The sequence below is a fragment of the Bacillus sp. GW823-FHT06B01 genome (assembly GCF_058952315.1).
The window spans coordinates 692907-705564 of sequence record NZ_JBXAHR010000002.1 but is presented as its reverse complement, the minus strand read 5'-3'; the positions used below and the strand labels follow the sequence as shown (position 1 = coordinate 705564).

Sequence of the window (12658 nt, the reverse complement as noted above, 5' to 3'; positions counted from 1 at the left end):
GAGATGGTTAACCAAATATACATACGACATTTCAATCTAAAAAGCACACCTCCAATTGTTATTCGTGCTTAACAATTGGGGTGCACATCATTTAGGAAAGCTCTTCTACATTTTTAAATAAACTTACTAATAATGCTTTTTGCGCATGCAATCGATTACCCGCTTGCTCAAATACGATAGACTGCGGTCCATCTATAATTTCTCCTGTTACTTCCTCTTCACGATGGGCAGGTAAACAATGTAAGAAACGATACGTTTGCTTTGCATGCATAACAAGTTCGGTATTAATTTGGTACGGTTGAAATAAAGTATATTTCTCTTCTTCTCCCTCTTGCCCCATGCTCATCCAAACGTCAGTATAAATGAAATCTGCTTTACTCACTGCTAATTCAGCGTTATGCAAAATTTCAATTTCAGCTCCTGTTTCTTCAGCAATCGCTAACGCTTTTTTTACAATTTTCTCATTCGGTTCATACCCTACAGGCGTTGCAACAGTCATATTCATTCCAACTTTCGCACTCGCTAACAACAATGAATGACATACGTTATTCCCGTCACCTACATAAGCCAATTTTATTCCTTTAAATGTATTTACTTCTTCATATATTGTCATTAAATCTGCCAACGCTTGACAAGGATGGTGATCGTCCGTTAATCCATTAATAACAGGAATGCTCGATTCTTTTGCAAGCTCTTCTACATCGGCATGTGAGAATGTACGTATCATGATCCCGTCAATATAATGAGATAATACTTTCGCAGTATCTGAAACGCTCTCCCCTCTTCCAATTTGCATCTCTTTCCCACTTAAAAACATGCCATGTCCTCCGAGCTGTACCATTCCTGCTTCAAAAGATACGCGAGTACGAGTTGAATGTTTATCAAAGATAAGTCCTAATATTTTTCCTTGTAATAAAGGCTCTTGCTTATTCTTTTTTAAATATATAGCGAACTCAATTAAAGAAATGATTTCTTCTTGCGTCAGTTCTTCTAATGTTAACAGATCTTTCGTATTTAATTTCGGTACTTGTACAGTTGACATGGAATTTCCCCCTTATATGATTGATACGTTTTTTGTACAAACTACTTTTTTTATCATATATACTGCCTGTTCTAACTCTTCATTCGTTACAATAAGTGGTGGTAATAGTCTTATCACATTAGGCCCTGCTTGTAATACGAGAAGCCCTTCTTCCTCTAGTTTTTCTATAAAACTTGCAACTTCATGCTTACACTCAATCCCAATCATAAGTCCCTTACCACGTATATTTTGAATACATTCAACATGTCGTAATTCCTCTCGCAACTTCTCTAATACGTACTCCCCCTTTTCCTTTACCTCTTTTAAAAATGATGGATTCTTACTTACTTGCAATACTTCTTTCGCTGCAGCCATTGCAATATAATTCCCGCCAAACGTTGAACCGTGTGTTCCTGCAGTGAACGACGTTCCGAGTTCCTTACGGCCGATCATCGCTCCAACAGGAATACCATTTCCTAGTGCCTTTGCAACGGTAACGATATCAGGTTTTATTCCCATTTGTTCGTAAGCAAATAGTGTTCCTGTTCTTCCTATCCCCGTTTGTACTTCGTCTATAATAAATAAGGAGCCGAACTTATTACATAATGTTTCAATCTCTTCCAAAAAAGATAGATTAGCAGGTATGACTCCTCCCTCTCCTTGAACAACTTCTACCATTACCGCCGCTACTTCTTCATTCATTACTTCCTCTAACACCTTCACGTCGTTAAAAGGGATATGTAAAAAAGACGGAAGGAGTGGACCAAATCCTTCTTTCACTTTATTTTGCCCCGTCGCACTCATCGTTGCGAATGTTCTACCGTGAAAAGACTCCTGGCATGTTACGACGAGAGATTTTCCAGTATACTTACGAGCCAGCTTCAAAGCAGCCTCATTCGCCTCTGCCCCGCTATTACAGAAAAAAACAGAATCTAACGCTGTATTTTCTGTTAATAATGACGCTACTTCTTCTTGTAAGCTGTTTGTAAACAGGTTAGATATATGCCATATATCATGAAGTTGCTCTTGTACAGCTTTCATAACAGTAGGGTGACAATGCCCTAAATTACATACGCCAATTCCTGATGTGAAATCTAAATATTGCTTACCATTTTTATCAATAACTTTCGTTCCACTTCCCTTTACAAACTCAATGTTTCTTCTCCCATATGTTTGAAAAAGATGACTTGTCATACGATACTTACCCCTTTCGTTACCGTCGTTCCGATACACTCTCCCGTAACTTCAGCAAAATCTTTTGTACCGTTCACAATACTTATCTTTTGCACTCCCATTTTTAATGACGCTAGTGCCGCCTGTACTTTCGGAATCATCCCGCCTGTAATAACTCCTTTTTCTATTAAAGTAACAATTTCAAATTCATCCGTTTTCTTTACTAATTTTCCTTCATGTAATATCCCATCTACATCCGTAATAAAAATGAGTTCTTTTGCGGATAACGCGGACGCAATTCCAGCTGCAGCGTTATCCGCATTTATGTTATAAATCTCATTATCATTTATCCCGATTGGAGCAATGACAGGAATATAATTCAAATTTATCAATCCTTTTAGTAAGGCTGTTTCGACATAACTTACTTCTCCCACATATCCTATTTCTTCACTGACAGGTTGAACTTGAAGTAAATTGCCGTCACACCCTGAACAACCTACCGCAAGTAAATTATGCCTTTGCAACTTCATTACAAATTTTTTATTCGTACTTCCGCATAGCACCATTTGAACAATATCCATAACTTCTTTTGGTGTTACTCGTAACCCATCTCTTTTTTCTACTTTGATGTTACAATCTTTTAATTGCGCATCAATTTCTGGGCCGCCACCATGGACAATCACTACTTTATACTTCTGTTGCAATTTCTTTATACAATCAAAAAACACATCATTTAATTGATCCAACATACTACCGCCGCATTTCACTACAATATAATCGCTCATCTTCCCTCTCCTTATGTACGATAACAAGCGTTTATTTTCACATATTCATAGCTTAAGTCACAGCCCCAAGCTGATCCGGTTTCTTCTCCTAAATGTAAATACACATCAATCATAATTTCATGTTCTTTTAATTTCTTTTTCATTTCCTCTTCAGAAAACATTTGAGGTTCACTATTTTTTAACACAGCGATAGATTGAAGAGTAATATCAATTGTATTTGGATTAATCGCTACTTCACTTTGTCCCATACTGCTAATAATTCGCCCCCAATTTGGGTCTTCACCATGTATTGCTGTTTTCACAAGACTCGAACCGACTATTTGCTTTGCAATTTTCTTTGCCTCTTCATTCGTTCGAGCTCCTAGCACATTTACTTCTATTAACTTCGTAGCACCTTCACCATCTTGTGCAATTTTTTTTGCTAAATCTTCACATACCTTCTGTAAAGCAACTACGAAAGTTTCCCAATCTGCATGTTCCGTATTGATTGGTTTCGTTTCTGATAATCCACTTGCCATAACGATGACCATATCATTCGTAGAAGTATCTCCATCCACCGTAATTTGATTAAATGTATGATTCGTTATTTGTGATAATGCTATTTGCAATACATCATGCTCTATATGAGCGTCTGTCGTAATAAAACTCAGCATCGTTGCCATATTCGGATGAATCATCCCTGAACCTTTAGCAACACCAGCAAGCACCACTTTCTTCCCATCAATCATCATCTCATAGCACGTTTCTTTCGTTATAAGATCCGTCGTTAAAATCGCTTCAGAAAAAGAATGAGCTTCACTTACTTCCTTCGTCGGGATAAGATTTGCAACTCCCTTTCGGATTATATCCATCGGTAAAGGAACACCAATTACACCTGTTGAAGCTACTGCAACGTAATTTTCTTTCACTCCAAAATGTTCCGCCCCTAATGCACGCATCTCGTAGGCATCTTGTAAGCCTTTCATTCCTGTACAAGCATTTGCATTTCCACTATTGACGATAATCGCTTGTAATTTCCCCTCAGCTGCTATACTGTCTTTCGTTACTTGCAGCGGGGCTGCTTGTATTTGATTCGTTGTATAGACAGCGGCACATGATGCTGGCACTTCACAAATGATCACACCTAAATCTCTTTGTTCTTTTTTTAAACCATTTGCAGTACCGATTGCCAAAAAGCCTTTTGGCGTTACAATTGAACCATTTTCCAATTTTGTTATAGACTCTACTTTAATCATCATGTCCCCCTTATAGATAAAGCGGCATATGTTGTAAGCCTGTTGTTTCTTCTAGTCCCGCAACTATGTTTGCATTTTGAATCGCTTGCCCAGCCGCACCTTTCATCATATTGTCTATAACAGAAACGACTGTCACTCTTCCTGTTCTTTCATCGTAAGCTACCCCCATATCACAATAATTTGAGCCCCTCACTTCTTTCGGACTTGGAAACTCTCCTTGCGTGCGAATTCGAATAAAAGCCGATTGTTCATACGTTTCTTCATATAATTTTTGAAGTTTTTCTATTTCCATTTCTCGTTTTACTTTCGCATAAAGGGTAACCATAATCCCCCGTGATATCGGTATTAAATGTGTACTAAACGTGATTGGCTTCGTTTTCCTATTCCACTCTGCAAGCATTTGCTCAATCTCAGGAACGTGTTGATGCTCATTTACTTTATAAATGTGCAAGTTATCGTATAACTCAGGAAAGTGAGTCATTGTTGTTGGCGTTTTGCCAGCTCCAGATACTCCTGATTTCGCATCAATAATAATGGAATCTTCTTCAATCATGCCGCTACGCACTAACGGCAATATCGCTAATAATGCGGCTGTAGCAAAACATCCTGGGTTTGCAATTAAATTTGCCTTTTGAATCTCGGACCTTTTCCATTCACTTAACCCATATACAGCTTCACTAAGAACTTCTTCTTTTGCAGCTGCCCTTTTATACCACTGTTCATATATGAAAGGATCTTTCATACGAAAGTCTCCAGATAGGTCAATTACTTTTAAACCTACTGCTAATAATTTTGGAGTTAACTCTGCTGATACTCCTGCTGGGGTTGCTAAAAATACAATTTCCGCTTTCTTCTTTATTTCCTCCGCATTAATTTCTTGTAACGTATGAACAAGAACATTTTGAAAATGCGGATATACATTTGTTATAGACTCGCCAACTTGCGAAAAAGAATGAAGAGATGCTATCGAAAAATATGGATGTTGCTCTAATAACCGAATTAACTCAATACCTCCATACCCAGTTGCTCCAATAATCACGACTTTCATATGCTCCTCCTCATATCGATTCTTTAAATTAAGTATGATTATAATATTGTATATTTATAGAGTCAATTAAATATTTATAAATTTTACAAACTTAAAAAACTTAATTTTACTAGAAAAACAATATACACAACCGGATTTTTATACAAAAACAATGTATAGTAGTTTTTTCATTTCACTTCAAGTACAATAAAACAATACATACGTACATACAGGCAGGGAAAAACATGAATGAAAAATTAATTGAGAAAATGATCATAAAAAGTTTTCAACAATATCAATGTAATCCTATGTCAAATGAGGATCAGGAAATGCTAATTAAACATATTCAAACGATAATTCATTCAAATACTGAAATTGATGTATACGAGGCAGTTGAGGATATCGTTTACGATTATGTGACTGGAAAATAAAAAATAGGAGATTTCCATATGGAAATCTCCTATTTTTTATTTAATGATTTACCTGCAACACGCTCAAATAAACCTGGGAATAGTGCATAAAGTTTCGGACCAATGCCCATCCACTTCGGTAAGTTTACTTCACGCTTTTTCGTTTGCATCGATTTTACGATCTGCTCTGCTACATATGTTGGTTTTAACATGTACCGTCCCATATTTTTCACATATGTACCGGATTGATCCGCTATTTCAAAAAAGTTTGTATCTATCGGACCTGGATTAATCGCTGTTACGAAAATATTTGTACTAGACAACTCCATGCGTAAACTATTCGTAAATCCTAATACTGCATGTTTCGTCGCTGCATACGCACTCGATTTTGGAGTTGCAATTTTCCCAGCAAGTGAAGCAATATTAATAATATGTCCTTCGTTCCTTTTCACCATATAGGGTAGTACCGCTTTCATACAAGCTACTAATCCAAATACATTTACTTGGAACATATCTTTCACTTCATCCATTGACGCATCTTCAAATGTTTTAAAAATACCAAATCCCGCATTGTTTACTAATATATCAATACGTCCCACTTCTTGTAATACCTTTGAAAAAACAGATTGTACTTCCATCTCTTCACTTACATCTAATACATAATAATAGCAAGGCGTATTATAAGTTTCTTTAATTTTCTCTGCTAACGCTTTTAATTTCTCTTCTGTTCTAGCCATTAATACTGGAGTCGCCCCCTGCTCTGCAACTTGCATTGCAACTTGCTCTCCAATTCCACTAGAAGCACCTGTAATGACGATTACTTTATTTTGTAAACGTCCCGTCATTGCTGTCACCTACTTTGCATAATAAATCAATTGTTGCGAAGATTCATCAATCATCACTTGTTGATTATATGCTAAAAAGTCTAATTGTCCAACAGTTTCTGAAATAGTAAGTGGCAATTGCTCCTTATATAATACCGGAAATAGTTTTACACATACTTCAAATGCTGTCATTGGTTTTTCCTTTAATAACTCAAGCACTTTAAACGCACGTGTTTCTTGCTTTTGTAATCTCGTTTCAATAAGTTGTTTCACATTTAGAACATCTTCTCCATGTCCTGATAAAATGCGCGAAATATTCATTTCACTTAAACGCTTTAATGTTTGATTATATTGTAATAACGGGCGCGCCCTTTCTGTTTGTCCTTCATATGGTGGTTCTAATATGGGATTCGAAGAAATATGGCTAATGAGAGCATCCCCGCCAATTAATATTCCATCAGATTCTCTATATAATGAAATATGAGTGGAAGCATGACCTGGTGTTTCGATTACTGTAAACCCAGGTAAAGAATCAATACGATCTCCCTCTCTCACAGTATGCGTTAACGATCTATTACAAGAATATTTAAGTGTCTTCGTCGTCAATAACGCCTCGTCTTTCAAAAATGCCGCTGGAACACCAAATTGCAAAGCTGTCTCTCTAAAAAACTCATGATACCACTTTAAAAATTCTGGATTTTGCGTGATCCAAGGCTCATTCCAAGGATGTCCAATAATGTTCGTTTTCTCAGAAAATATATTTAAAAGCCCACAATGATCCGCATGATGATGCGTAATGACTACTGTTTTAATATCTTCTATCGCATATCCTAATGTACCTAATTGCCTTTCTAAAGCACTTCTTGCCTCTTCTGTATTCGTCCCTGTATCAATTAATGTTAATGTCTCCCCCTCAACTAAAAACACATTCACAGTTTCAACTGCAAATGGCACAGGAATCTCCATTCGGTGAATCGCCGTCATGCTTAGCCCCCCTGTCTCTTTCCGGTTCAAAAATGAATACTTCTTCAGTTTACAACTTCTATATATATTTGTCATTATTTTCAGATAAAAAGAGGTGTTTCCTGTAAAAAAACGAATGTATGTACATTTATAAGAATTTCTAACCAAATTTAAAGGAGGAACATCATGTCTATTCAAAACATTTCCTTTCTCGGTGCAGGCTCTATTGCTGAAGCGATTATTGGTGGCTTGTTACATGCAAATGTTGTGAAAGGCGAACAAATTACCGTAAGTAATCGTTCTAACGAGACAAGATTGCAGGAGCTACATAAAAAATATGGCGTAAAAGGTACGCATAATAAAAAAGAGCTACTTACTGATACAACTATTCTTTTTCTAGCAATGAAACCAAAGGATGTTGCAGAAGCGCTTACTCCTTTTAAAGAAGATATACATAATAACTTGCTTATTATTTCCTTATTAGCAGGTGTTTCTACTCACTCGATTAGAAACCTACTTCAAAAAGATGTTCCGATTATTCGTGCGATGCCAAATACATCTGCAGCTATTTTAAAATCAGCTACTGCTATCTCGCCTTCAAAACATGCAACAGCGGAACATATTCAGACTGCCATAGCTTTATTTGAAACGATCGGTCTCGTCTCTGTTGTAGAGGAAGAAGATATGCATGCTGTCACTGCATTATCTGGAAGTGGGCCTGCTTATATTTATTACGTAGTGGAAGCGATGGAAGAAGCCGCAAAAACAATTGGTTTAAAAGAAGATGTTGCAAAGTCACTTATTCTTCAGACGATGATTGGTGCTGCTGAAATGCTAAAAGCAAGTGAAAAACACCCTTCTGTTTTGCGAAAGGAAATTACTTCTCCTGGCGGAACGACCGAAGCAGGCATTGAAGTATTACAAGAACATAAATTTCAACAAGCACTTATTTCTTGTATTACACAGGCTACACAACGATCACATAATCTTGGGAAAACATTAGAACAACTAACAAAAGAAAAATAAAAAATGGAGCTCAATTTTACTTGAGCTCCATTTTTTTATTAACATATATTGTTTAGTTATTAGTCTTCCCAAAAATCTCTTCTTGCAGACGGCGACCAGTTGGTGTTGCTGCAAGTCCACCTTCAGCTGTTTCACGAAGTGCTACTGGCATCGTTTGTCCGATTCTAAACATCGCCTCAATCACTTCATCACATGGAATTGTACTCGTTACGCCAGCTAATGCTAAATCAGCTGAAATCATCGCATTCGCAGCTCCTGCTGCATTACGTTTTACACAAGGTACTTCTACAAGCCCTGCAACAGGATCACATACTAAACCAAGCATATTCTTTAATGAAATCGCCATCGCTGTAGCTGCTTGATCTTGTGTTCCACCAGCCATCTCAACTGCTGCTGCTGCTGCCATACCACTTGCTGAACCTACTTCAGCTTGGCAACCTCCTGCCGCGCCGGAAATACAAGCATTATTCGCAACAACCATACCGAAAGCTCCTGCTGTAAATAAAAATTCGATCATCTCTTCGCGTGTCGGCTGTAATTTTTCTTGCAGTGCAAACAGTACACCTGGCACTGTTCCAGCAGACCCTGCTGTTGGTGTTGCACAAATAATTCCCATCGCTGCGTTTACTTCATTTGTTGCAACAGCTTTACTCACCGCGTCCAAAATCGTATCTCCAGATAAGCCTTTTCCGCTATTCATATACGCCTGAACTTTTACAGCATCTCCGCCAGTTAAACCAGTTGGTGATTTCACTCCGCGAATACCACGTTCTACTGCTTGCTCCATCACGACTAAGTTCTTTTCCATACCAGCAATTACTTCTTCACGTGAAATACTTCTTGTTTTCATTTCACATTGAATCATAATTTCTGCGATTTTTACATTTTGTTCTTTAGCTTGCGCCACTAGTTCCGCTGCGTTCCGAAACATGGTGTGTCCCCCCTGCAATTATTCCATAATAGTTACTTGACAAATATTTTGTTGCGCGTTTATTTCTTCAATCACTTCATCTGCTAATAATTCATCTGTTTCGATAACCATAAGCGCTCTTCTTCCTTTTTCTTTACGAGAAACACTCATTGTACTAATGTTAATTTCATGTTTCGCAAGGATTGAAGCTACTGCTGCAATAGCACCGAAGCGATCGTTATTTACAATAAGCAGTGCTGGACTCGTGCCTGTTAATTGAAGATCGAATCCGTTTAATTCTACAACTTCAATTTTACCGCCACCAATTGAGCAAGCAACAACTTCAATTTCTTCTTCACCTTTATACAAACGAATTCTCGCTGTATTTGGGTGAGGTGCATTTGCATCTTCTTCAATAAATTCTACTTCGATTTTGCGCTCTTTTGCTATGTCTAGCGCTTCTGGAATACGTAAGTCATCTGTTTCAAACCCTAATATCCCACCTATTAACGCTACATCTGTACCATGCCCACGATACGTCTTTGCAAATGATCCATATAATGAAATACTTACTCTTTCTGGTTCATGACGAAACAGCTGGCGAGCAACTTGCCCCATTCTTGCTGCGCCTGCTGTATGTGAACTTGATGGACCAATCATAACTGGACCAATAATATCAAATACTGAGCGATACTTCATCATAACTCCCCCTAAACCTCTATGAAAAAAATTTTACTATTCTATTAAGCTACCGAATCGGTTGCTTTTCCAGTTGTACGACGAATTTGTTCCGCTATACGAATTGGATAGTTTTTGAATAACAGTGAAACAATATATCCTGAAATAATACCAATTATCATAATAAATAAGAAACTTAGCATTACCTTCATTTACTAATCATATAAGCTAATCCACAATAAAGTCTTGTAGCAATCCAAAGTTTAACACAGAACCCCTTACAAGCATAGCATAAACAAGTGAAACGCCCATTGCTTTCATATCTTTTAGTGCTTTAAAGCTAAAAAATGAAAAAAGACTTAGTACAAATAATAGTAATATCTTTCCTATTATAAATTCCATGTTGCTCTCTCACGATTTAGTCAACTTCACTTATTACGACAAATGGCTAAAATGCATGTAGCCTACAATAAATTTTGATCTGCCCTCATTATAGCTCGTTTTTAATAAAACGCTTACTTTTAATGAATTTTAAAAGTTCTGAATAACGATCTGTTTTTGCTATTTGTACCACTCTTATGTCATCTGACTTATATAACAGTTTTTCTAAACAATCGGTATTATGCATTTTCATCCTATTTCTTCACATCATTAAAACTTTCTGTTCCATCCAATATAAACATAAAATGATAACAGTTTTATTTTAAATTTTTTTTAGAAATAAAAAAATGGCAACCTTTCGTCACCATTTTTTCACACCATTATTATCTTTCTACCGGAAAAATTTTCAAGTCCGTAGCTATTTCTGTATTAGAAAATAGCTCTCTTGCCTCTTTCCATAATTCCTTATATGTATCCCCTTGATAACGAGAACTAATATGAGTCAATATTAATCGTTTTGCATTTGCCTGAAGTGCAATACTCGCAGCTTGCTTAGATGTGGAATGAAAATAATCATACGCTTGTTGTTCATCTTCTGCTGCAAAAGTTGCTTCATGAACAAGTACGTCAGCGTCTTGTGCCAGCTCTCTACTCGCTTCACAATATCTTGTATCGCCTAAGATGGTAATAATTCTTCCCTTTTGAGGTGGACCAATAAAGTCTTTTCCATTTAATATCGTACCATTTTCTAATTCAACTACTTCTCCATCTTTTAAACGTTTAAAGAGCGGGCCCGGTTTCACACCCATCTCCAGCAATTTATCGACTAAAAGAGCACCTTGTATATCTTTCTCTACAATACGATACCCAAAACATTCAATACCGTGTGACAATCTTTTCGTTTCCACGTGAAATTCATTATCTTCAAATACAGTACCTTCTTCTGTTATCTCCACAATTTCAAGTGGATATTTTACATGTGTCGTACTTACTGATAATGCCACTTCAATAAATTGTTTAATTCCTTTTGGTCCATACACTGTTAAAGGTGTAGTCCCTCCTTGAAATGAACGGCTTCCTAATAAACCAGGCAAGCCAAAAATATGATCACCATGTAAATGCGTAATAAATATTTTTTCAATGCGGCGTGGGCGTACTGATGTATGTAATATTTGATGTTGCGTCGCCTCGCCACAATCAAATAACCAAGTCTGTCCTCGTTCTTCTAACAATTGCAAAGCAATTGCCGAAACGTTCCTTCCTTTCGAAGGAACACCTGCACCAGTTCCTAAAAATACAAATTCCACTTTCTTTCCTCCAGCTCTTTATATAATCTACCTTTCATCTTACGGAATGTTATTTCAAATGGCAAATCGAATTTACATAACCAATCATCTAGACAACTATATATCACGAACGTTATACTCAAAAAACTTAGTAATCGTTCGTGTTTTATGTTAAAATGATTATACTACATTTTAAGGGAGCGTTTTATTATGAAAGAAGCATTTCGTTTACAAACTGATTTTTCATCTTCATTTGATCGCTGGGTAAGTTCTTTCGTGTCTGATCACCCAGCACAATTAGAATGGACGACTTTGAAAGAATTAATCCATGAATATACAACAACACATACAAATGATTCATTACCAACATATATTTCTTCAGCTTTAACATATTACGCACAACGCGTTTCAACAACAAACAGTTCAGAAATTGTTATTTTTGAAAATACTACAATCTCATAATCTGTAATAAAAAGCACTGTAATCAGTGCTTTTTATTTATTTCCCCACCTTATTTCAAAAAAAACTCCTCTTATTTCCTACTATATAGCCATCATAAACCTATTTGATTTTTCAAAAAAAAGATATTGACACTATAAATTTACAGTGCTAACATTCAAATTGTAATTGAATATGGTCTCTGTTAGGTGAGGCTCCTGTATAGAGAAACGCTGCTGCCCAAAAATGTCGAGAGACGCCAATGGGTCAACAGGAAAGGTCGGAATGAAGGCCTTTCTTAACGTAGCTGGTTTCAGTACCTATGCTATACAGTGCTAAAACTCAACGAGGGAGAGGTGCATCTATTTTTGTCATGCACAAAAACTGTTTTTATCTATGTTTATTAACAGTCTTTGTTGTGGACTCTTTTAACTGCGAATTCAGACCTTTACTCGTTTTGAGTAAAGGTCTTTTTATATATGCACCTTACTATGAAACAAA

The 12658-nt window shown here is 36.7% G+C and carries 14 protein-coding genes and 1 riboswitch; of the genes, 3 read left to right on the top strand and 11 right to left on the bottom strand.

Going from position 1 to position 12658, the window contains the following annotated elements:
- Positions 1–91: 91 nt before the first annotated feature.
- From argF to argC, 5 genes are read right to left on the bottom strand one after another with little or no spacing between them, the layout of a single operon-like run.
- The gene (gene argF / locus AC1Q8N_RS10760; RefSeq protein WP_098068069.1) at positions 92–1042 is read right to left on the bottom strand and encodes an ornithine carbamoyltransferase; all 951 of its coding nucleotides are present in this window, start codon (positions 1040–1042) and stop codon (positions 92–94) included.
- A gap of 12 nt (positions 1043–1054) precedes the next feature.
- Positions 1055–2215, bottom strand: a complete 1161-nt coding sequence (gene argD / locus AC1Q8N_RS10755; RefSeq protein ID WP_098847153.1) for an acetylornithine transaminase — start codon at positions 2213–2215, stop codon at positions 1055–1057.
- Positions 2212–2979, bottom strand: coding sequence for an acetylglutamate kinase (argB, locus tag AC1Q8N_RS10750; RefSeq protein WP_098076625.1), 768 nt, complete (start codon positions 2977–2979; stop codon positions 2212–2214). Before argB ends, argD begins: the two co-directional genes overlap by 4 nt.
- 11 nt (positions 2980–2990) lie before the next feature.
- On the bottom strand, positions 2991–4214 hold the full coding sequence (argJ, locus tag AC1Q8N_RS10745) for a bifunctional glutamate N-acetyltransferase/amino-acid acetyltransferase ArgJ (protein WP_404519425.1): 1224 nt from the start codon (positions 4212–4214) through the stop codon (positions 2991–2993).
- Between the two features lie 10 nt (positions 4215–4224).
- Positions 4225–5262 carry an N-acetyl-gamma-glutamyl-phosphate reductase gene (gene argC, locus AC1Q8N_RS10740; protein WP_098076631.1) on the bottom strand — a complete coding sequence of 346 codons (1038 nt, stop codon included), beginning with the start codon at positions 5260–5262 and terminating at the stop codon, positions 4225–4227.
- 224 nt (positions 5263–5486) lie between these two features.
- Here argC and AC1Q8N_RS10735 point away from each other — a divergent pair, with 224 nt between their 5' ends.
- The gene (locus AC1Q8N_RS10735) at positions 5487–5672 is read left to right on the top strand and encodes a YqzH family protein (protein WP_001003210.1); all 186 of its coding nucleotides are present in this window, start codon (positions 5487–5489) and stop codon (positions 5670–5672) included.
- A 29-nt stretch (positions 5673–5701) separates the two neighbouring features.
- Here AC1Q8N_RS10735 and AC1Q8N_RS10730 read toward each other — a convergent pair whose 3' ends face one another.
- Positions 5702–6496, bottom strand: a complete 795-nt coding sequence (locus AC1Q8N_RS10730; protein ID WP_098076634.1) for an SDR family NAD(P)-dependent oxidoreductase — start codon at positions 6494–6496, stop codon at positions 5702–5704.
- 9 nt (positions 6497–6505) lie between these two features.
- The gene (locus tag AC1Q8N_RS10725; protein ID WP_064474854.1) at positions 6506–7459 is read right to left on the bottom strand and encodes an MBL fold metallo-hydrolase; all 954 of its coding nucleotides are present in this window, start codon (positions 7457–7459) and stop codon (positions 6506–6508) included.
- Between the two features lie 165 nt (positions 7460–7624).
- Between AC1Q8N_RS10725 and proI the strand changes: the two genes are divergently transcribed.
- The gene (gene proI, locus AC1Q8N_RS10720; protein ID WP_000027261.1) at positions 7625–8464 is read left to right on the top strand and encodes a pyrroline-5-carboxylate reductase ProI; all 840 of its coding nucleotides are present in this window, start codon (positions 7625–7627) and stop codon (positions 8462–8464) included.
- Positions 8465–8516: 52 nt separating this feature from the next.
- Here the strand turns inward: proI and sdaAA are convergent, their stop codons facing one another.
- The 4 genes from sdaAA to rnz all read right to left on the bottom strand — a co-directional run bounded on the left by sdaAA (position 8517) and on the right by rnz (position 11740).
- A complete protein-coding gene (sdaAA, locus tag AC1Q8N_RS10715) occupies positions 8517–9395 on the bottom strand; it encodes an L-serine ammonia-lyase, iron-sulfur-dependent, subunit alpha (RefSeq protein ID WP_000489470.1) in 879 nt (292 codons plus the stop codon).
- An 18-nt stretch (positions 9396–9413) separates the two neighbouring features.
- Entirely contained in the window at positions 9414–10073 is a 660-nt protein-coding gene (gene sdaAB / locus AC1Q8N_RS10710; RefSeq protein ID WP_000877441.1) for an L-serine ammonia-lyase, iron-sulfur-dependent subunit beta, read from the bottom strand.
- Positions 10074–10117: 44 nt separating this feature from the next.
- Entirely contained in the window at positions 10118–10264 is a 147-nt protein-coding gene (locus tag AC1Q8N_RS10705; protein WP_179194447.1) for a hypothetical protein, read from the bottom strand.
- 552 nt (positions 10265–10816) lie between these two features.
- Positions 10817–11740, bottom strand: coding sequence for a ribonuclease Z (rnz, locus tag AC1Q8N_RS10700; RefSeq protein ID WP_000397450.1), 924 nt, complete (start codon positions 11738–11740; stop codon positions 10817–10819).
- Positions 11741–11929: 189 nt separating this feature from the next.
- On the opposite strand from rnz, the gene AC1Q8N_RS10695 reads away from it, so the two are divergent.
- On the top strand, positions 11930–12181 hold the full coding sequence (locus AC1Q8N_RS10695; RefSeq protein WP_016086371.1) for a DUF3932 family protein: 252 nt from the start codon (positions 11930–11932) through the stop codon (positions 12179–12181).
- A 170-nt stretch (positions 12182–12351) separates the two neighbouring features.
- A riboswitch (M-box (ykoK) riboswitch) is annotated at positions 12352–12519 on the top strand.
- Positions 12520–12658: the final 139 nt, after the last annotated feature.